Consider the following 21347-nt stretch of genomic DNA (forward strand, 5'->3'; position numbering starts at 1 on the left):
ACCGAAGCCCGATTAAGAGAGGGAGCTGCTGATATAATAACTATAATTTGTAATCTCTGTTATGTATGTTATTCGAACTAAGACGTCGGAAATGACATGAGCAAGCACAAGGACACCGCACTGTCCGTTGTCGACATGTTGCCTCGGAAATGATGAGGCCGTAGAAATGGGAAATGCCGGCCTTACGGCCGGCTTTAGGGTTTAATCAGAGCTCGATCAGGATCAGCACGTTTCCGACCTGGATGGTCTCGACCGCCTTACCGTCCAGCATGAGGCGCTTGTCCAGCTCGAAGAACTCGGCTCCGACGGAGACCTTCTCCCCGTCGATGTCGATCTCGACCGCACCGTCAGCCAGAGCCGCGGCGGCGTCCGCGGGTGCCATGGCGGCGACGGCGGACACGATGGCCTTGGCCTGGGCCTTGAACGCGGGTCCGAGCTTGGCATGGACCGGCTTGACCCCGACGACCTCCTCGGTCAGCTGTGCCTCGGGGGCGATGACGACCTCCTTGGCCTTCGTGGTCTCGGCGATGTCGTCCTTGGTGGACCCCAGCATCTCCGCGTCGGCTCCGACCAGCTCGATCATCGCCATCTCGGCGTTGAGCGGGACCTTCTTCTCGGATTTCCAGGCGCGGACGGCGGCGAGGACGTCGGACAGGAGCTCCCCTGCCCTCTCGGCCTCCTCGTCCTCGAGGACGGGCTCGGGCCATGATGTGAGATGGATGCTCCTGTTCCCGTCGATGGCCTTGAACCTCTCCTGGTAGACGTCCTCGGTCACGTGGGGCATGAACGGGGCGAGCATCTTCAGGCTGCCGAGGAACACGGTGTACAGGGTCCACCTGACGGCGTCGTCGCTCCTTCCCTTGACCATCTCGATGTAGTTGTCGGCGAGCTCGTGCCAGATGAATCCCTCGACCTCCTTCATGGCCTTGTCGAACTGGTAGACCTCGAAGTAGTCTGTGACGGCCCTGACGGTCCTGGAGTACTTGGAGAGGATCCACCTGTCGGAGGTCCTCAGCTGGGGCATGTCGGCGGGCACGTTCTCGAAGAACCTCCCGACGAACTGGCCGATGTTGAACACCTTGTTGCACAGCTTCCTGCCGCGGACGACGTCCTTCTCCCTGAAGGCGTGGTCGATTCCGAGGGAGCAGGTGGCCGCGTAGTACCTGAGCGCGTCGGCGCCGTAGTTCTCGAGGATCGGTATGGGGTCGATGACGTTCCCGATGGACGAGTGCATGGGGGTGCCGTCGGGGGCCATGATGAACCCGTGGATCATGATGTTCTCCCAGGGGATCGAATGCTCGATCTGCTCCGCCCTGAGGATGGAGTAGAACGCCCAGGTCCTGATGATGTCGTGGGACTGGGGCCTCAGGGACATGGGGAACAGCTTCTTGTGGAGCTCGGGGTCCCTCTCCCAGAACGTGTTGTACAGAGACGATCCGGAGGAGTCCATCCAGGTGTCGAAGACGTCGGTGCATCCGACCAGCTTGCCTCCGCACACGGGGCACTTGTCGACCGGGGGCGCGTCGAGGGTGGGGTCGCAGTAGCACATCTCCTTGGTGGCGCAGACGGCGTGGCCGCACTTCTCGCACTCCCAGACGGGGATGGGCGTGGCGAAGATCCTCTGCCTGCTCAGGACCCAGTCCCACTCGAGGGAGTTGGTCCAGTCCTCGAGCCTGATCCTCATGAACTCGGGGAACCAGTTGATCTCCTTCGCCCTCTGCAGGATGACGTCCTTGAAGTCGGTGGTCTTGAGGAACCACTGGGGGACCTGCAGGTACTCGATGGGCGTGTGGCACCTCCAGCAGATGGAGACCTGCTGGGGGTTGTCCTCCTGCTTGACGAGGATGCCCTGGTCCTTCAGGTCCTGGATCGCCGCCTCCCTGGCCTCGAGGACGGGCATGCCGGCGTACTTCCCGGCGAGCTCGGTCATCCTGCCGCGCTCGTCGATGCCCTTCTCCATCTCGAAGTGGTACTTCATGACCCACTCGAGGTCGTCCTTGTCCCCGATGGTGCATATCATGACAGTTCCGGTACCGTAGTCCATCTGGACCTTGGGGTCGGCGATGACCTTGACCCTCTTGCCGAAGAGGGGCGCGATGAGGGTCTTGCCCACGAGCCCGGCCTTCTCCTTGTCGTCCGGGTGGACGGCGACCGCCTTGCATGTGCAGAGCAGCTCCGGCCTGGTGGTGGCGATGAGGACGTATCCGTCCTCGCCCTCGATCTGGAACTTGATGTAGTTGAGCTTGTTGACGTTGTCCCTGTACTCGACCTCCGCGTCGGCGAGGGCGGTCATGCACCCAGGGCACCAGTTGACGGGGAAGTTCGCCTTGTAGACGAGGCCCCTGTTGAACAGCTCCACGAACGAGAGCTGGGTGATCCTCCTGTAGTAGGGGGCGTCGGTCTGGTAGTAGATGCTGGGGTCCATGCTCTCCCCCAGGATCTCGAAGTGGTGGGTCATCTCCTCGATGAACCCGTTGGCGTACTCCTCGCAGAGCCTCCTGTACTCCTGCCTGGGCGTGTCCAGCTTCGTGATGCCGTGCTTCTTCTCGACCTTGACCTCGATCGGCGTCCCGTTGACGTCGAAGCAGAGGGGGAAGAACACGTTGTACCCGCGCATCCTCTTGTAGCGGGCCGCGAAGTCGATGAGGGAGTACCCGGTGGCGTGCCCCAGGTGGAGCGATCCGGACGTGTACCTCGGCGGGTTGTCGATGCTGAAGACTGGCTTGTCGGATTTGGGGTCGAAGCGGTAGATCTCCTCCTTCTTCCACATCTCCTCCCAGCGTTTCTCGATGGATGAAGAGTCGTACTGTGCCATGGCTAACGGGACTGCGTAGTCGGGATTACTATAAAATTTATGCGCGCGCGTGAGTTTCCGAGGACAACGCTATAACGGAGTTCCGCATAGCGCCCTCCGCAGGGGTGACGAAATGGCCGTACCGCTTCACATCATCAGGCTCACCATGGAGATAGACAAGGGCAACCGCCAGGCGTACGACCAGCTCAAGGCCCTGGCCAGGACCAACGAGGACGCCAGGCGCGTCCTGAGGACCGTTAAGGAACCGCCGAAGCCCGCCAAGCCCCCTGTGAAGACCGCGCCCGTAAGCAGGCCCGACACCCCCGAGCAGACCGCCGAGAAGGCTAAGGCGGGGGACGCGGCGTCCATCGCGCAGCTCAGGAAGAAGGCCGAGTACGAGGACATCAAGGCCCAGAACGCACTGGGTCTGGCACTTCTCAGGACCGACCCCGACGAGGCCAGGAAGTGGCTCATCCGCTCGGCCAAGATGCCCGAGTCCGTGGAGGCGCTGAGGCGCATGGCGGCCTCCGGAGACGCCGAGGCTAAGAAGTGGCTGGACGCCCAGGGGAAGCCCGCCGAGCCGAAGAGGAAGCCTATCGCCCAGGAGATGCCCAAGAGGGACGAGCTCGGATACTACAAGCCGCCGACCAAGCACAGCAAGCCCAGGATCGGCGACGTCTTCAGGCTGAACGACGCCATCCTCAACACCGGCCAGAAGAACAGCATGGTTCTGATCAAGGAGATGAAGGGCGACTTCGTCACTGCCTGGACGGTCACCCGCGAGCCGGGGAGGCACAAGGCCGTGAAGCTCATCGACCCATCCCTGGCAGGGTTCGCCAGCGCCCAGGTCTACGTGCTCACCGACACGGACAGGGTGCTCAGGAAGGACAGCCTCGCCGAGTACAGGGGCAGCCTCGGACCCAGGGACATCGCGCAGTTCAGGCTCTCGCACTGACGGTCTGGCTCTTATCCAAAAAGCCCATTCCGCAGCTGTCGACATGGATCGTGTCCGCCTCCGGCTCCCATGGCCTGCAACCCGGAAACGGGTCCTGACGGGAACCGTCCGTCAAACATCCCTACGAGATCCGACGGCCGTCATCCGCCTCTAAGGTCCCTTCGGGACCTTGTAAATTTTGACCGCCAATCATGTTGCTTCTTTTGAACCTTTTTTATACAGCATGTTGTTCGTTGGCTCATGGCATACGACAGACTCGCCGATGCCATCATCAAACACGCCAAGCTCATCCTGGTCGCCTGGATCGTCATCCTCCTGGTTGCCGCGGTTCCGGCCATCAACGCCTTCAGCAACATGAGCTACGACATGAATGAGATGGGCATCGATGAATCGGAATCGATGAAGGGCCTCGAGATCATCGGGACCTACTTCCCCTCGTCGGACGCCGACGCCTCGGCATTGCCGATGCTGGTTGTCGGGTATGATGACGCGGAGGAGCACGACCAGGCCCTCGCGATAGTCTCCGCTCTCCAGGAGAAGCGGGGCGAGTTCTTCGTCTACACCGACGAGGACGGAACGATCCACGAAAAGATATCGTCCATCAGCGCGATGATGGACACCGGCGTCACGAACGATCCGGAGACGGGCGAAGAGACCATCGTCCCCGGGATCCTGGTCCTCTCGCTCTCCTACAGCAGCGACTGGACAGGCAACGTTATCGACGACACCCCCGTCCTGAGGGACCAGATCGCAGCCGCGCTCGCCGACTACGAGACTGAGAACAACACCGAGTTCACCCTCTCGACCTACCTCACAGGCAACCCCGCCGTGTCCTACGACATGGAGAACGGTGCCATGGAGGACATCTCCCACATCGACATCTTCACCGTCCTCATGATCCTCATCCTGGTCGGACTGTTCTTCAGGTCCTTCATCACGTCGGCCATGCCGCCCGTGACCATGGGTGTGGCGTTCGCCGTCACCATGGGTCTGATTTACGGCCTGATGTACTTCATGGACATCTTCTTCATCACCGAGATCATGCTGCTCGTCTCCATGATGGGTGCCGGATGCGACTACTGCATCTTCATCCTGGCCCGTTACAGGGAGGAGAGGCGCGACGGCAAGGACCACCACGCGGCACTCCACAGCGCCATCAAGTGGGCCGGGGAGTCCATCACCATCTCCGGAGCCTCCGTCATCATCGGGTTCGGAGCCATGTCGATCTGCTCGTTCAGCATGATCTCCACCATGGGAATCTGTCTCGCCCTGGGCATCATCATCGCCCTGCTGGCCGCGCTCACGTTCATACCCTCGCTCCTCGAGGTCGTCGGGGACAGGATCTTCTGGCCCACCAAGATGAAGGAGTACGAGGAGGGCGGCAAGGCCACCAGGGGCTGGTTCGCCTGGAGCTCCAGGGTCGGCCACAAGTACTTCGACATCTCATCCAAGTTCACACTGAAACACGCCAAGGCGATCGCCATCGTCGCGGTGCTCGTCACCGTCCCGGCGGCGTACGTCGCACTCGAATCGGACACATCGTACGACATGACGAGCTCCCTGATGACCGGGGACTCGGAGAAGGGAATGGACCTCATCGGGGAGTACGCCGACCAGGGCATGATCTACCCCAACTACGTGCTCCTCGAGTACGACGAGCCCGTTGCCACCGTCGATATAGCGTACGACATCACAGGTCAGCCAGCAGGATACACCCTGACATGGAATGATAACTGGCTGAATAACCAGAAGCAAGCCCTCCAGGAGATGTCGTCCAAGTTCCAGGAAGACGAGAACATTACTAGCGTCCTGACTCCATACGAATGGAGCGACGTGATTGCCGCTTCTGGACAGAATGTAGACATCTCGATGTCGGATCTAATCGCTTTAGCGTCCACTGACCCCATGGCTGCCCTGTCGTATCTGAACGCAGCACAGGCAGTCGTTGATTACGCTCAGCAGAACGCTTACGCGACAGTCGCAATTGTATTAGAGAACATGTTCCCCGCCATGGTTCAGGAATATCGCGCGAACCTTGAGGCTATGCTCGCCATGTCTGGTAGCGATATCACGATTCCCGAGTTCCTGAAGGATCCTATCGCTACTTTCATGCTTGTGACATCTGGCGGTGCGAGCATCGATTACATTGTGAACTCGAACCTTGGCTACATCGGAGGCGACTTTGCCAACTCGGAAACTGGCACCGGAAACGTCACGTACGTGAAAGTATCCGCATCCACCCACGAAGCCGCCATGTCTCAGAGATCCATGGATTCCATCGCATACATGCAGAATGTCGTTAACGATGTCACCGGATCCATGGTTGGGGTCACAGCGACCTGGGTCACTGGAACCGCCGTCGTCATGTACGACATCTCCGAGATCATCTCCGGCGAGTTCACGCAGATCGAGATCCTCGTGGTCATCCTGATCATCATCCTGCTGTTCTTCGTGATGCGCTCGTACACCATCCCGCTCAGGTCGGTCGCGACCATCCTGATGAGCATATGCTGGACGCTGGCAGCCACGCACCTGATCTTCGGAGACGAGGTCACCTGGCTGATTCCGCTCATCCTGCTTGTGATCTGTCTAGGACTCGGAATGGACTACGACATCCTGCTCACGACGAGGATCAAGGAGAACGTCAGGGCGCACGGCATGTCCAACGACGAGGCCATCCACCACGCGGTGGTCCACTCCGGATCGGTCATCACCATCTGCGGACTGATCATGGGAGGGGCGTTCGGAACCCTGATGCTGTCCTCCATGGGCATGCTCCAGCAGTTCGGGTTCGCCCTCTGCTTCGCCATCCTGTGCGACGCGCTGATCGTCAGGACGTACATCGTCCCGGCCGTGATGCACCTGCTCGGCGACTGGAACTGGAAGGGACCCAGGTTCCTCATGACGAAGGCCGAGAGGGAGCAGCTGGACCAGAAGAAGTCCGAGTGATCTCCGGAACCTTTCAAAGAGGGGCTCGAGGCCCCTCACCTTTCCTTTTCGTATCGATTTCCGCCTGCTGCATCCTACGTGTAATAATAGTTTCCAACTTAGAACATTATCAGATTGATAACGTTATATATGGGATAACATTATCACCCTGACATGGTGGTGGAGCTTGAGTCCGTCATGGAGTGTCTGGGCAACCCGCTCAAGGCCAGGGTCATGATCATGATCAAGGAGCATGGGCCGTTGACCCCCAAGCAGATGCTGTCGTACGACTCCAAGATACCTCAGGCGTCTCTGTACCGCGCGCTGAAGAGCATGGAGGAGAACCGTATCATCATCACAGTGTCCGAGACCAAGGTCAGGGCCGTGGTCGAGAAGTGCTACTCGCTGAACGAGGAGCTCAGAGGAAGGATCGACGAGATGGTGGCAAACAACAACGGTGACATCTACTTCAAGCTGTTCATGAGCTTCGCGTTCAACCTCCTAAGAACGTTCGAAGACTACACCAGGAACCAGAACATCGATCTCAAGAACGACGGGTCGGGGTTCTTCGCTGTCCCGGTGTACGCGACGACCGAGGAGCTGGAGGACATGTACAGGAGGATCCTGGACATCATCCGTCCCGCTCAGGTACGCCAGAGCGCCGATCAGGATCTGCACACGCTCGCCTTCATCGCCACACCCCCCAATCGCACGAAGAGGGAGGCATAAACAATGGGACTAACTAACTTCCGCATAGTCAGACTCAGACGCAAGGACCTTGAGAAACTCAAGGAGACCGGTGAGAAGAGAGACATCGAGGTCGTCGGCATGGTCTACGCAGACGAGGACGTGGACCCGGAACTGGTGAAGGCGACCATCTCCAGCACCAAGATCTATGGCTCGATCCTCGGCAGGGCCGACACCAGGGCCGCGCTGCTCAACGTGAGCGCAATCTGACGGCGGGGCCATCCCCGCCCAATTCCCTTTCCAGAAACATTCCCTCAAAAGAAACGTTACCATTTTGGAAACATTCATATAAGCGCGTGACGAACGCTCCGCCATGACTCTGGAACTGGCGGAGATCCATGACTGCGTCGGGAATCCGCTGAAGCTCAGGATAATGATGCTCATCTCCCGGAACGGTCCGATGACGCCGAAGCAGATGCTGCAGGAGACCGGCGCGTCGCAGACCACTCTGTACAGGACGCTCAACTCGATGTAGAGCGATGGAATCCTCCGGATTGTGCAGGAGACGAAGGTCCGCGCAATGACGGAGAGGACGTACGACCTCTCCATCGACTTCAAGCACTTCGACGTGGACCTGGTGAACAGCAACGACCTCGACGGATACTGCAGCATGTTCAGCTCCTTCTCCCTCGGACTCATCAGGGACTTCCAGGAGTACGCGGACGACCCGGACGCGGACCTCGGCAGGGACAGCACCGGGTTCGCATCCGTGGGACTCTACATGACCGACGAGGAGGCCAAGGAGCTATCGTGGAAGATCGCCAAACTTGTGGAGCCGTACCTGTCCCGCTCCTCGCCCGAACAGAGCCTCCACACGATGGCGTTCATACTGACCCCTCCGCAGAAGAGGGAAAGCGTGTCCGAGAGCGGCGCCAACACCCTCGGGGTGAGAATAACAGGAGTGAATGAATGATACTGAAATACCTCAGAGGCCGCGAATGGGCGGCCATAGCGCTGTGCGTGGTGCTGATCGCGTTCATGGTCTACCTGGAGCTGGAGATCCCCGGCTACATGTCCACGATCACGACCGAGATCGTCAGCCCCGACACGGACATGGACGTCGTCTACGAGGACGGCGGAATGATGCTGCTCTGCGCGTTCGGAAGCCTCGTCGTCTCGATCGTCGTGGGCGGACTGGCGGCCTGGATCGCGACGTCGTTCTCCAGACGCCTGAGGGACCTGGAGTACTCCAGGGTCCAGTCGTTCTCGCTGGAGGAGATGAACAGGTTCTCGACCTCGAGCCTCATCACCCGCTCCACCAACGACATCACGCAGATCCAGATGACCACCGCCATGGGCCTGATGATCATGATCAGGGCCCCCATCATGGCCGTCTGGGCAGTGATGAAGATCCTGGACAAGAACTGGGAGTGGACCATGGTCACGGCCCTGGCCGTCGTCGCGATAGTCACGATCATCTCGGTGATCATGCTCTACGCCATCCCCAGGTTCAAGAGGATCCAGGGTTTGACCGACAACGTCAACAGGGTCACGAGGGAGAACCTCGCCGGCATACGCGTGGTCCGCGCCTACAACGCGGAGTCATACCAGGAGGAGAAGTCCGAGACCGCCAACAGAGAGCTCACGGACACCAACCTGTCCGCCAACCGCGCCCTGGCCGTGATGTTCCCGACCATGATGCTGGTCATGAACGGGCTCTCTCTGGCCATCTACTGGATAGGCGCCATGCTGATCGACGCCGCCGGAATGCCGGCGGACAAGATGGTCCTCTTCTCGGACATGATCGTGTTCTCGTCCTACGCGATGCAGGTGGTCATGTCTTTCATCATGCTGGTCATGATCTTCATGATCCTGCCTCGTGCCATGGTGGCCTCCAAGCGTATCCAGGAGGTCATCAACACGGAGCCATCCATCAGGGACGGCCACGGCGCCGATGCGCCCCGCGAGGGGTCCGTGGAGTTCAGGAACGTCTCGTTCAGATACCCCGGCACGTCTGGGTACGTCCTGCACGACGTCAGCTTCACAGCGTCGAAGGGCGAGACAGTGGCGTTCATTGGCGCCACGGGAAGCGGCAAGACCACCATCGTGGACCTGATCCCCAGATTCTACGACGCCACCGAGGGACAGGTCCTGGTCGACGGAGTCGACGTACGCGAGTACAGGCTCCACGACCTCAGGGACAGGATAGGGTACGTCCCCCAGAAGGCGTTCATGTTCAAGGGGACCGTCGACTCCAACGTGAGGTACGGGGACGGCTCCGAGGAAGTCACCGAGGAGCAGGTCAGGAGGGCGGTCCGCATAGCCCAGGCGACGGAGTTCGTGGAGGCCAAGGAGGGCCAGTACGAGTCCGAAGTCGCCCAGGGCGGTTCCAACCTCTCGGGAGGCCAGAAGCAGAGGCTCTCCATCGCGAGGGCGGTCTGCCGCGACCCCGAGATATACATCTTCGACGACTCGTTCTCGGCCCTGGACTACAGGACCGACAGGGTGCTCAGGGAGACCCTGAGGAACGAGATATCCGACGCCACCACGCTGATCGTGGCGCAGAGGATAGGCACGATAATGGAGGCCGACAGGATCGTCGTCGTGGACGACGGCGAGGTCGTCGGCATAGGGAAGCACGAGGAGCTGCTCCGCAACTGCTCGGTGTACCTGGACATAGCCAGATCGCAGTTCTCCGACGAGGAGTTGGGAATATGAGCCCCGCACCTAGGAGAGGGCCCCACGGGCACGGCCCCGCGATGCGCGGGGAAAAGGCGGACGACTTCAGGCTGGCCTGGAGGAGGCTGTTCCAGTACATGGACCGCTACAGGGCCCCGTTCATCGCGGCCCTGGTGATCGCATGCGTCGGGACCGTCCTGACACTGGCCGGACCGAACCTGATCAGCGACGTCACCGACCTGATACAGGAGGGCCTCTACGGCCCGATGGACCTGGACGGAATAGTCTCGATATGCCTGATCCTCGTGGCGCTGTACGCCCTGAGCGCCGTCCTGACGTTCGTCCAGCAGTACATCATGACCACGATCTCCCAGAGGACGGCGTCCAACTTCCGTCGCGACATATCGACGAAGATCAACAGGCTCCCCCTACGCTACTTCGACTCCAACACCACAGGGGACGTCATGAGCCGCGTGACGAACGACGTGGACACCCTGGGGCAGTCCATGAACCAGAGCATCAGCACCATGGCGACGGCCATCACGCTGCTCGGCGGGTCCGTGATCATGATGCTGTACACCAACGTCACCATGGCCGCGACGGCGATCCTGTCGTCCCTGGTGGGGTTCGCGTTCATGGCGGTGGTCATGGGGAGGTCCCAGAAGTACTTCGAGCGCCAGCAGTCCGACCTAGGCGACATGAACGGCCATGTGGAGGAGATGTACTCCGGACACCTGGTCATGAAGGCCTACGGAGGGGAGGCCGCCGCGAAGAGCGACTTCGACAGGATCAACGACAGCCTGTACAGGTCCGGATTCATGTCCCAGTTCCTCGGCGGAATGATGATGCCGTTCATGAACTTCATCGGGAACTTCGGCTACGTCATGGTGTGCATCGTCGGTGCCCTGCTGTGCATCGACGGCAGGATCTCCTTCGGGGTCATCGTGGCGTTCATGATCTACGTCCGCCTGTTCACGCAGCCGCTGACGCAGATCTCCCAGGCAGTGGTCTCGATGCAGTCCGTGGCGGCCGCGGCCGAGAGGGTGTTCGAGTTCCTCGACGAGCCGGAGATGGAGGACGAGTCCGAGAAGTCGGTGAAGCTGGAGAACGTCCAGGGACACGTCGAGTTCAGGGACGTCCGCTTCGGGTACTCCCCGGACAAGGAGATCATCCACGGCTTCTCGGCGGAGATCCTGCCCGGGCAGAAGGTGGCCATCGTCGGCCCCACCGGGGCGGGCAAGACCACCATGGTGAACCTGCTCATGCGCTTCTACGAGGTGAACGGCGGGGACATCCTGATCGACGGCGTCTCGACGAGGGACATGAGACGCGAGGATGTGCACGACCTGTTCTGCATGGTCCTCCAGGACACATGGCTGTTCGAGGGCACCATCAGGGAGAACATTGTGTACAGCAAGGAGAGCGTCACCGACGAGAGGCTGGACGAGGTCTGCAAGGCGGTCGGCCTGTACCACTACATCCAGACCCTGCCGGACAAGTACGACACGGTGCTCGGCGACAACGCCAACCTCTCCGCCGGACAGAGGCAGCAGGTCACGATCGCCCGCGCGATGGTCGACGGTTCGCCGCTGCTGATCCTGGACGAGGCCACGAGCTCGGTCGACACCAGGACGGAGAGGGTCATCCAGGAAGCGATGGACCGCCTGACCGAGGGCAGGACGTCGTTCGTCATCGCCCACAGGCTGTCCACCATCAGGAACTCGGACCTGATCCTGGTCATGCGCGACGGCAACATCGTCGAGCAGGGCACCCACGACGAGCTCCTGGCCAGAGGAGGCTTCTACGCCGACCTGTACAACAGCCAGTTCGACCCGGAATGAAACCCTTTACCCCTTAAACCCCTTTAACGCCGTTTCCCCGAGTTGGATGCAAGGGTCAATGTTTTATGTCCATTACTACGTGCCAGTCCCCGGTACATAGAATGGACGCAATGACACTGCTCGCGTTCGTCATCTACTTCATTGCCCTGATCATCATCGGAATCCACTTCTGGAGGACGAAGGACAGGGACAGCATGGAGGACTACATCCTCGGGGGTAGATCGTTCGGACCTTATGTAAGCGCCATGTCGGCGCAGGCATCCGACATGAGCGGCTGGCTCCTGATGGGTCTCCCGGGATCCATCGTCCTCGCTGGTCTTGGACAGGCGTGGATCGGAATCGGCCTTCTGATCGGATCGTACTGCTCCTGGCTCTTCGTGGCCAAGAGACTCAGAAAACACTCAGTCGTATCGAAGAACTCCCTCACGATGCCCGAGTTCTTCTCCAACCGTTTCGCGGACCACAAGGGCTATCTCAGGATCGTCTGCGCCGTGGTCATCCTGTTCTTCTTCACGATTTACGTGGGATCCGGATTCCAGAGCTGCGGTATCGTCCTGGACATGCTCCTGGACAACGGCGGATTCGAGGTCGGAATCCTCGTCGGAGGAATCGTCATCATCCTGTACACCTTCCTCGGAGGGTACAAGGCGCTCTGCTGGACCGACTTCTTCCAGGCCATCCTGATGGTCGTCGTCATCGTTCTCGTCCCGCTCGTCATCATCGGGCAGACCGGATGGGACACCATCTCCGCCGGATGGGACGAGCTCGCGACATCCCAGGGCCTCGAGGGCTACACCAGCCTGTTCTACAACGCTGGCGTCCCGATCAGCGCCGTGGTCATCATATCCGGACTGGTATGGGGACTCGGGTACTTCGGAATGCCCCACATCGTCGTCAGGTACATGTCCATCAGGAAGGTCTCCGAGATCAAGGTCGCACGCAGGGTCTCCCTCATCTGGGGTATCCTGGCGCTCTCCTTCATCTGCCTCCTGGGAGTCATCGCGGGAGTATATCTGCCGGACCACGGCATCAACATATTCGACTCGTCGATTTACGACTCCGAATACGTGTTCATGTACACCGCCCAGCAGCTGTTCCAGGACACCGCGCCGTTCATCCTCGGAGTCGTGTTCGCGGCCATCCTCGCCGCCATCATGTCCACGGCGTCCTCCCAGCTCCTGGTGTCCGCCTCGTCCATCACCAACGACATCCTCGCCAAGACCGACAGGGTGCACATCTCCGCGAAGAACCTCATGTGGCTCGCCAGAGGCATCGTCGTCGTGATCTCCATCATCGGCATGTGCCTGGCGCTGTTCGGCAGCGACAACATCATGGGCCTGGTGTCCTACGCCTGGTCAGGATTCGGATCCGCGTTCTCACCGGTCATGATCCTCGCCCTGTTCTGGAAGCGCATGAACTGGCAGGGAGCCATGGCAGCCATGATCACCGGATTCGCCGTCGTGGTGTTCTGGGAGACGTTCATGGACTTCACCGGCATGTACTCCCTGTTCCCCGGATTCGTCCTGGCGTTCATAGTCGCGGTCGTCGTCGCGAAGCTCACCCCGCCCCCGTCGCAGGAGGTCCTGGACGAGTTCGAGGCCGCACAGAACTACAAGGATCCCGAGGAGGCCTGAAACCCCTGACAACAGGGGCCCCAGGAGGGGCCCCTTCTTACCACTTCTTTCTGACCCCAAAGGTTGAACAACACCTCCCGCATGCACCCGTCATGGACCGCATCGCCGACTACGACACGATCTCGGACACAAGAGAGGCGGAGATCACCCTGAAGGGCTCTCGCTTCATCGGGATCGTCATGCCCTGCCCGTCGGAGGGCGACATCCAGCCCAACCTCGAGAGGGTTTCCCAGAAGTACAGGGACGCCACCCACTACTGCTGGGCCGCCGTGTACGACGGATCGTCCAGGCACGAGAGAAGCAGCGACAACGGGGAGCCGTCCGGCACCGCAGGGAAGCCGATACTGTTCAACCTCAAGGGGTCGGGGCTGTCGGACATCATGTGCGTGGTCGTCAGGTACTTCGGGGGCACTCTGCTCGGGACCGGCGGACTCGTCCACGCGTACGGCGAGACGTCGAAGCTCGCCCTCGAGGGTGTGGCGAGACGCACCAGGAGGTCGTGCGCGGTGTACAGGTTCACCCTCGACTACGGCTACTACAGCCAGTTCGAGAACAAGATGCGCGACCTTATGGCGAAGCGCCCTGATTGCGAGTACTCCGACAAGGTGGACGTGAGGGCATGGATACCCGTGGGCAAGGACGAAGAGTTCGAGCGCAGGATCACCGACCTGACGGAGAGGCACGTCAGGCTCTGGAAGATGGACGACGAGTACATCTGACCCGCGTCTCGCGGCCGTGACGGGGCGCCTCGACGAAATGATATCTACGATGAACCCATGGCCCAGACCATGCTCATAAAAGCCCAGTCCATCACGAAGGCGTTCGGACCACACAAGGTCCTGAAGGATGTCAGCCTCCAGATCAACGAGGGGGACAGCATCGGCCTCATCGGGGTGAACGGGGCGGGCAAGACGACTTTTCTCAAGATCATGCTGGGCGAGATGAAGCCGGACACCGGCGAGCTCACCCGCAACACCGAGAGGATAGGGTACCTCGAACAGTTCGCCGAGGACTCCCCCGACGTCACCGTCCGCGACGTTCTCGGCAGGCCCTACGGCCACATCGAGAACATCAAACGCAGGATCACGGAGATCGAGGAGCAGATGATGGCCGGCGGCGACATCGACTGGAACGCGCTGGCCGAGGAGAACGCCGCCCTCGAGGCACAGCTCGCCAAGTCCGACATGGACGACGAGGGCAACAAGATCGCCGCCCTGGAGAAGGTCGGTCTCTCCACCGACCTCATGGACCGTCCGATGTCGACCCTCTCCGGAGGGGAGAGGACCAAGGTCATGCTCTCCAGGATCGTGGTCCAGGCCAACGACTGCGACATCCTCGTCATGGACGAACCGACCTCGCATCTGGATATCACCACCGTGGAGTGGCTGGAGGACTACCTAATCGACTCCCACTGCTCCGTCCTGGTCATCAGCCACGACAGGTACTTCCTCGACAAGATCGCCACACGCATGCTGGAGATCGACCACGGGAAGTCCCGCGAGTACAAGGGGAACTACTCCGACTTCATCATGAAGAAGATGATCGACCTGGACAGGATGGAGAAGGAGTACAAGAAGTACGCCACCCAGAAGAAGAAGCAGGAGGAGATCGCCAGGCAGCTCCACGCCGACCAGTGGTACATGACCACCCACAAGACCAGGGAGAAGCTCATCGCCAAGATGGAGGAGAAGGAGAAGCCCGAGAAGAACAGGGAGATCACCGTCAGGATCCAGGCCGCCCACAAGTCCGGGAAGAACGTCATCACCACCAAGAACCTAAGCGTGGAGTACGACGGGAGGACCGTCCTCTCCGGCGTCGACCTGGACATCCAGAAGGGGGACAAGGTCGGAATCTTCGGGGCCAACGGCGAGGGCAAGTCCACCCTCGTGAAGGCACTCCTGGGCCTGATCCCGTCGAGGGGGGACCTCTGGGTGGCGCCGGGCGCCAAGATCGGCTACTACTCCCAGAACCACGAGCGCCTGGACATGAAGCTCACAGCCGAGGAGCAGCTCCTGCAGGTCACCGGCAAGGAGCGCAGGGGTGAGGTCAGGAAGCTCCTGGCGAGGTTCCTGCTGTTCGGAGAGGAGGTCGAAAGGCCCATCTCCACCCTCTCCGGAGGACAGAGGGCCAGGGTCGCTCTGTGCCTGATGCTCCTCGACGAGACCAACGTCCTCGTCCTCGACGAGCCCACCAACTACCTTGACATCCCCGCCAAGCACGCAGTCGAGGAGGCCCTGGTGGAGTACGACGGCACGATCATCACGGTCACCCACGACAGGTACTTCCTGGACACCGTCTGCACCAGCGTCATCGAGGTCAAGGACGGCACCGCGGTGGAGCATACGGGCACGTACTCGGAGCTGAGGGGGAGGCCCAACGTCAGAGAGATCGTCATGGACGCGGACGAGTACCGCGTTCTGGCACCTTTCACGAACTGGGTCACCGGCAGGAAGTACGCCAAGGGCGACAGGGTGCTCGTGACACCTGCGGAGCAGAAGAGCTTCCAATGGGCCCTGGACCAGGGCAAGCTCAAGAAGACGGGCGGCCGCCAGAGGAAGAAGGTGGACGTCAAGGACGAGCCGAGTCGGAAGTGAGCGTTGGGATCCGTCCCCGGACCGGCCTCCGATGTCAAGGCAACAGATTCTACACTATGCGGTCAGTGCCTCAGTACCTCTTTTCAGCCCGACGAAGACGTCCAGCTGAAGGCGAGCTCATTCATTTTCAGAATAGATTGCAGATTGAACGTCGTAGACACGAACAGTTGCTTAAAATGGGTAAGAAGGAAGGAAAGGAGTTTGGGTGACCTCGGTCACCCGATGATTCCCTGTTCGGAATCACTCGATGGCGCTGGAGGGGCACTCGTCGATGCAGGCACCGCAGTCGATGCACTTGGCAGCATCGATGACAGCGATGTCGTCGCAGGTGATGGCACCCTCGGGGCACACATCGACGCAAGCTCCACAGCCGACACACTCGGACTCTTTGATTGTTACCATCTTGATAACCTCTAATCATGGGACGGCAAGACCCTATAAAAAGGCATCGTAACGACGTTAAGGGATGGCTAAAAATTATGCGAATCCGTTAGGACATCCTAACAGTTCTAGACACAGATTTCGGATGTCTGGCACATCCGACGGAAGACGACACACGACACTGTCGAGAATCAGCCGTTCCGAAATCATGTGACTGAAGTGCCACGGCCCTCAGCCCGGCAGAGACGGCACACCGCGAACGTCATGGCGCTCGCCATCAGGATGCACACGCAGCCCGCGTAGCCAAGGTAGTTTATGCCCACGGTGTCGTAGATCACACCTCCGAGCAGGGAGGCGAAGGTTATCCCGATGTTGAAGGACGTGGGGTTGAGTGACGACGCCAGGGTGATGGCCTCCGGATAGTCGCGGTTGGCGATCTCCATCAGATGCATCTGCACCGACGAGTTGAACAGGTACATGAACAGGCCCATGATGAGGAGGTCTGCCATCCCGAGCACGACGCTGGCGACTGCCGTGGGCAGCAGGAACATGATCGCCGCCTCCGCGATGTATGTGAGACGGACCGTCCTGAGACCGCCCTTCTCCGAAGCTATCTTCCCCGAGACCAGGTTGCTGACGAGCATGACGATGCCCATCGCCATCAGGCCCACGCTCACATAGGCTTCAGGGAACCCGATCTCCTCCTCGAGTATCGGTGTGATGTAGGTGTAGATCACGTACATCCCCATGGCGCCGAAGACGGTGACGCAGGCTCCGAGCAGAACGCGCGGATCGCGAAGCATGCGGCCGGCACCGCCGATGCCGCCCCTAGCCTCAGGAGCGCCCAGTCTCGGTAGCGTCCTGAGGGCGAGAAGCGTCGCGCCCACGCCCATGACGAGGATCAGGACGAACACGCTCCTCCATCCGAGGAGGTGCGACATCGCCGTTCCCAGCGGGACCCCGATGACCGATGAGATGCTGAACCCGGCGAATATCCAGGAGACGGCCTTGGCCCGGTACCTGGGTGTGACCAGGTCCATGACGAACGTCATGCCTACCGCCAGCAGAGAGCCTGACGAGGCCGCCGTGACCACACGGGACAGCGCCAAAGACCAGTAGTCCCATGACACCAGGGTGAGGACGTCGGACAGGAGGAACACGCACATCAGGATGAGAAGAATCCTGAAACGCCTGAACCTCCCTGTGACGGCCGTTATCAGTGGCGTGCATACGGCGTAGCTGAGAGCGAAAACGGACACCAGACCGCCCACGAGGCTGTATCTGACCCCGAGGCCCTCGGAGATGTCCGGAAGGATGCCCATCACGATGAACTCGCTGGTGCCCATGACGAAGCTCAGGAGTATGAGCGTGACGACAGCGGGCGTGAAGAGCCGGTCCTCCATGAGACCGGGGAATGTGAAACTGCCGATAAACATGTCTCCCCGACGGCTCTCTGGTAAGGACCGATGAGTGTTTCGGTGAGCCTTCGGTCACCCATTATCTACATAGAGGTCGATACGGTAGCATGGATCCGTTCACCGTGGCGATAGCCCTGATAATCGTCGGGGCGATACTCCTCATCATAGAGGCTTTCAGCCCGGGCGCCTTCATGGTCATCCCAGGGACCGTCCTGGTCATCCTGGGTCTGATAGGGGCAGCCTTCCCAGACATCCTGTACTCATGGTGGTCGCCAGTCATCGCGCTGGTTGTCGCCGTACCCGTCACACTGCTCACCATCAAGGGCTATCAGCGCCTGGCGAAGCCGGAGCCGCCCACAACGACGGTGGTCGAGTCCCTCATAGGGAAGACGGGCACAGTGACCGTGGCGACGGAGGTCGGCAGCATGAGGGGCAAGGTGAGGATCGGATCCGACACGTGGTCGGCGACCTCCGACGAGCCCATAGAGGCCGGAGAGACGGTGGTCGTTGAGAGCAGCGAGGGCGTGCACGTTCACGTCCGCAGGCCGTGACCGCGGAGGTGCTTTTCCAATGGACAGTATACTGCTAACGCTAGTCATAATCGTGATAGTAGCGGCAATCGTGGTCATCACGAGCGGTGTCAAGATCGTCCAGCCGTACGAACAGGCCATCTACATGAGGCTCGGTAAGTTCGTGAGGGTGCTGAACCAGGGTCTGAACATCGTGTGCCCGCTGATCAACCAGGTGGTGAAGCTGGACCTCCGCACCGAGGTCCTGGACGTCCCCAAGCAGGAGGTCATCACCAAGGACAATTCCCCCGTCGAGGTCGACGCGGTCATCTACATCAAGGTCACCGACCCGAAGAACGCTTTCTTCGAGGTCACGGACTACCGCTGGGCCACGGTCAACCTGGCCCAGACCACGCTGAGGTCGATCATCGGAGAGATGGAGCTGGACCAGATCCTGTCCTCCAGGGAGAGGATCAACGTCAGCCTCAGGGACATCCTCGACGAGAACACCGACAAGTGGGGTGTCAAGATCGAGGCCGTCGAGATCAGGGAGGTCGACCCCGCGAGGAAGGTCAAGGACTCCATGGAGGAGCAGACCTCCGCCGAGAGGAAGAGACGCGCCGCCATCCTGGAGGCGGACGGTCAGAAGAGGGCGGCAATCCTGGAGGCCGAGGGTAAGAAGAAGTCGATGATCCTCGAAGCCGAGGGTAAGAGGCAGTCCATGATCCTGGAGGCCGAGGGAGAGAGGATCGCCACCATCCTGCAGGGTCAGGGAGAGGCGCAGAAGCTCAGGATAATGTCCGTCGGAGCGGCCTCCATGGACTCCAAGGCCATGTCCGTCCTCTCCATGCAGACCCTGCAGGAGGTCGGAAAGGGCGAGTCGTCTAAGTTCTTCTTCCCCATGGAGCTGACGAAGCTCGTCGAGGGCGTGTCCGAGTACATAGGTTCGGCCAATAAGGTCCCCGACAGGGAGGTCTCCGACACCGAGAGCATCAGACAGGCCGTGGGCGACCCGGAGGACATCCTCGGGCCCATCCCCTCCGCAGAGGAGATAAAGATGGAGACCGAGAGCGTCAAGGACCTCAAGAAGGAGATCGAGGAGGTCGACGAGATCGTCTCCGAGACCCCCAAGGCCTGAGAACGGTCACAAGAGGGGCGGTCGCTCGTCCGCCCCTCACTTTCAGTTTCACCTCTTCTTGAAAATCGATCCGCCGCGCGAATCCTTGAACATGCTGTTGATGTGCGTGGCGTCGCAGAACGGCTTGTCCCTCGAGTTCCCGCATCTGCAGAGGAGGACCCTGTTCCTGACCTCGTAAGGTTCCCCGTCAGCGGACGTGATCGGTATCCCGCCCATTACGTATATCCCGCTGCTGACGCCCCTGTCCTCATCCTGGACTATGTAGATGGACGGTTCTAGGACGTCCTCATGGACGGTCCCGTCCTTGTCCACCGCGACCGTCCTGCCGGTGGGGCACTCGCACGCCGCGCGGATGAGCTCGTTCCTCACCTCCGGATCGTCGGAGTCCTTCAGCATGTCCCATGTGGACCTCCCGCGGCGGTGGCAGAACATCGCCTTCCCGCAGCGGACGTCGTCCAGGAGATCGATCCCCTGTCCCTCCAGCCTCTCGGCCCTCTCGGCGTAGGGGCGCTTGTCCGCGGTCTCCTGGCCCTTGAACCTCTTGTGGGACCTGCCGTCGCAGAAGGGGGCATCGTCGGACCTCCCGCACCTGCACAGTGCGTAGGTCTCCGACTGGGGGAGCTCCCTGCCGTCCTCCCAGACGTACAGACCGTCCCTCCGGACTATCCTCTTCTCGTAGATGGGGACGCCACCTGTGACTATGTACGGCCCGTCCTTCGTTATCCTGATGGCCTTCTCCATGCTATCGGATACGAATCGACGGGTGAATCAAAAAAGGAATCGTCCCGGATGGGACGGAAGACGTTTCAGATGAACTTGACCGCGGTCCCGTACGCGAAGACCTCGGCGGCGGCCGCTGCGATGGCGGATGTCCCGTACCTGATGGCGACGATGGCGTCGGCGCCCTGACTCTCGGCCTCCTCGACCATCCTCTTAGTGGCGACGGCACGGGACTCGTTCATCATCAGGGTGTAGTCCTTGAGCTCGCCGCCAACGACGGACTTCAGGCTCTGACCGATGTCGCGTCCGATGTTCTTCGACTGGATCATGCTGCCCTTCACGAGGCCTATGATCTCGTAGTTCCTTCCAGGTATCAGATCAGTAGTAGTCAACAGCATCGTCCAATCCCTCGTCAATTTCCCTGAACCTCTCCAGAGCGTAATACACCATGAGAACCGCCAGAGCTATGTAGATAATCGCGGCGATCGCGACAGCGAACAGCGGCATCTCTATCACGAAGTAGAATACAGGAAGCGTCATGAAGAGCGCCACTATGACGACGGTGGTGGCGACCACTCCGAGCTTCTTGATCGAATTCTTCTCCATGATACAGGTGATGGATGACATGGATTTAATGTTTATCGATAAATCCTCAGATCCTCCGACCCTTCTCCATGGCTTCCGGCGTGCCCATGGTGACCGGCCCCATCTTCCTGTATATGCCGGGGGACAGCATCCCGCACTCCATCCAAGCCGCCTGGTACACGGCGATCGGGGCGGCGCATATCATCGACATGTTGCCGCGGACGGATTCCCTGTTGATCACGCTGGTCTCGAAACTGGTGATGTCATCCATCGAGATGACCCTGAGGCTCTCGGCGTAGTGGGCGAGCGCGGGACAGTCCGAGACTATCTCGACATCCATGTCCCCGTCGTCCCTGGATGTCACCCTGACCTTGATCCTCCTGTCGCAGATCGGCATGTCCACATCGATTTCGGAAGTCATGGACTTCCATCTGTCTGCGGATGTTTTCAAGATGTCGTTGTAAACACGACGTCCCGCCGTCGA

Annotated in this window: 20 protein-coding genes; 13 read left to right on the top strand and 7 right to left on the bottom strand. The window is 60.2% G+C overall.

All coding sequences use genetic code 11. The features are described from left to right. Nucleotides 1-205: 205 nt before the first annotated feature. Nucleotides 206-2815, bottom strand: coding sequence for a valine--tRNA ligase (locus JS82_06865; protein QHK17843.1), 2610 nt, complete (start codon nucleotides 2813-2815; stop codon nucleotides 206-208). Between the two features lie 112 nt (nucleotides 2816-2927). Between JS82_06865 and JS82_06870 the strand changes: the two genes are divergently transcribed. From JS82_06870 to JS82_06920, 11 genes are all read left to right on the top strand, one after another. Then, complete coding sequence (locus JS82_06870; protein ID QHK17844.1) at nucleotides 2928-3749, top strand: hypothetical protein; 822 nt, start codon at nucleotides 2928-2930, stop codon at nucleotides 3747-3749. Nucleotides 3750-3989: 240 nt separating this feature from the next. Next, on the top strand, nucleotides 3990-6698 hold the full coding sequence (locus JS82_06875) for an MMPL family transporter (protein QHK17845.1): 2709 nt from the start codon (nucleotides 3990-3992) through the stop codon (nucleotides 6696-6698). Between the two features lie 153 nt (nucleotides 6699-6851). After that, the gene (locus JS82_06880) at nucleotides 6852-7406 is read left to right on the top strand and encodes a hypothetical protein (GenBank protein ID QHK17846.1); all 555 of its coding nucleotides are present in this window, start codon (nucleotides 6852-6854) and stop codon (nucleotides 7404-7406) included. A 3-nt stretch (nucleotides 7407-7409) separates the two neighbouring features. After that, nucleotides 7410-7634 carry a hypothetical protein gene (locus JS82_06885; GenBank protein QHK17847.1) on the top strand — a complete coding sequence of 75 codons (225 nt, stop codon included), beginning with the start codon at nucleotides 7410-7412 and terminating at the stop codon, nucleotides 7632-7634. A 103-nt stretch (nucleotides 7635-7737) separates the two neighbouring features. Beyond that, nucleotides 7738-7899, top strand: a complete 162-nt coding sequence (locus JS82_06890) for a hypothetical protein (protein ID QHK17848.1) — start codon at nucleotides 7738-7740, stop codon at nucleotides 7897-7899. Between the two features lie 21 nt (nucleotides 7900-7920). After that, on the top strand, nucleotides 7921-8337 hold the full coding sequence (locus tag JS82_06895) for a hypothetical protein (protein ID QHK17849.1): 417 nt from the start codon (nucleotides 7921-7923) through the stop codon (nucleotides 8335-8337). Further along, nucleotides 8334-10082: an ATP-binding cassette domain-containing protein gene (locus JS82_06900; protein QHK17850.1), complete on the top strand. Its 1749-nt coding sequence runs from the start codon at nucleotides 8334-8336 to the stop codon at nucleotides 10080-10082. The genes JS82_06895 and JS82_06900 overlap by 4 nt, the downstream gene beginning before the upstream one ends. Further along, the gene (locus tag JS82_06905) at nucleotides 10079-11884 is read left to right on the top strand and encodes an ATP-binding cassette domain-containing protein (GenBank protein QHK17851.1); all 1806 of its coding nucleotides are present in this window, start codon (nucleotides 10079-10081) and stop codon (nucleotides 11882-11884) included. The genes JS82_06900 and JS82_06905 overlap by 4 nt, the downstream gene beginning before the upstream one ends. Before the next feature lie 101 nt (nucleotides 11885-11985). Next, nucleotides 11986-13518, top strand: coding sequence for a sodium/solute symporter (locus JS82_06910; GenBank protein ID QHK17852.1), 1533 nt, complete (start codon nucleotides 11986-11988; stop codon nucleotides 13516-13518). Nucleotides 13519-13610: 92 nt separating this feature from the next. Next, entirely contained in the window at nucleotides 13611-14237 is a 627-nt protein-coding gene (locus tag JS82_06915) for a YigZ family protein (protein ID QHK17853.1), read from the top strand. Between the two features lie 69 nt (nucleotides 14238-14306). Next, on the top strand, nucleotides 14307-16112 hold the full coding sequence (locus tag JS82_06920) for an ATP-binding cassette domain-containing protein (protein QHK17854.1): 1806 nt from the start codon (nucleotides 14307-14309) through the stop codon (nucleotides 16110-16112). Nucleotides 16113-16352: 240 nt separating this feature from the next. On the opposite strand, the gene JS82_06925 is transcribed toward JS82_06920, so the two are convergent. After that, nucleotides 16353-16514 (bottom strand): 4Fe-4S dicluster domain-containing protein, encoded by a 162-nt coding sequence (locus JS82_06925; protein QHK17855.1) that lies wholly within the window; start codon nucleotides 16512-16514, stop codon nucleotides 16353-16355. A gap of 185 nt (nucleotides 16515-16699) precedes the next feature. Continuing rightward, nucleotides 16700-17896, bottom strand: a complete 1197-nt coding sequence (locus JS82_06930; GenBank protein QHK17856.1) for an MFS transporter — start codon at nucleotides 17894-17896, stop codon at nucleotides 16700-16702. A 152-nt stretch (nucleotides 17897-18048) separates the two neighbouring features. On the opposite strand from JS82_06930, the gene JS82_06935 reads away from it, so the two are divergent. Together JS82_06935 and JS82_06940 are read left to right on the top strand one after the other, a co-directional pair. After that, on the top strand, nucleotides 18049-18462 hold the full coding sequence (locus JS82_06935; GenBank protein QHK18425.1) for an NfeD family protein: 414 nt from the start codon (nucleotides 18049-18051) through the stop codon (nucleotides 18460-18462). Between the two features lie 19 nt (nucleotides 18463-18481). Beyond that, nucleotides 18482-19558: an SPFH/Band 7/PHB domain protein gene (locus JS82_06940; protein QHK17857.1), complete on the top strand. Its 1077-nt coding sequence runs from the start codon at nucleotides 18482-18484 to the stop codon at nucleotides 19556-19558. A gap of 48 nt (nucleotides 19559-19606) precedes the next feature. On the opposite strand, the gene JS82_06945 is transcribed toward JS82_06940, so the two are convergent. From JS82_06945 to JS82_06960, 4 genes are all read right to left on the bottom strand, one after another. Further along, nucleotides 19607-20299 (bottom strand): iron-binding protein, encoded by a 693-nt coding sequence (locus tag JS82_06945; GenBank protein QHK17858.1) that lies wholly within the window; start codon nucleotides 20297-20299, stop codon nucleotides 19607-19609. A 65-nt stretch (nucleotides 20300-20364) separates the two neighbouring features. Next, nucleotides 20365-20676: a heavy metal-binding domain-containing protein gene (locus tag JS82_06950; GenBank protein ID QHK17859.1), complete on the bottom strand. Its 312-nt coding sequence runs from the start codon at nucleotides 20674-20676 to the stop codon at nucleotides 20365-20367. Beyond that, complete coding sequence (locus JS82_06955) at nucleotides 20657-20884, bottom strand: hypothetical protein (GenBank protein ID QHK17860.1); 228 nt, start codon at nucleotides 20882-20884, stop codon at nucleotides 20657-20659. Before JS82_06955 ends, JS82_06950 begins: the two co-directional genes overlap by 20 nt. Nucleotides 20885-20930: 46 nt before the next feature. Continuing rightward, nucleotides 20931-21284 (bottom strand): hypothetical protein, encoded by a 354-nt coding sequence (locus JS82_06960; GenBank protein ID QHK17861.1) that lies wholly within the window; start codon nucleotides 21282-21284, stop codon nucleotides 20931-20933. Nucleotides 21285-21347: the final 63 nt, after the last annotated feature.

The organism is Methanomassiliicoccaceae archaeon DOK, assembly GCA_009911715.1.
GTDB lineage: Archaea > Thermoplasmatota > Thermoplasmata > Methanomassiliicoccales > Methanomethylophilaceae > Methanoprimaticola.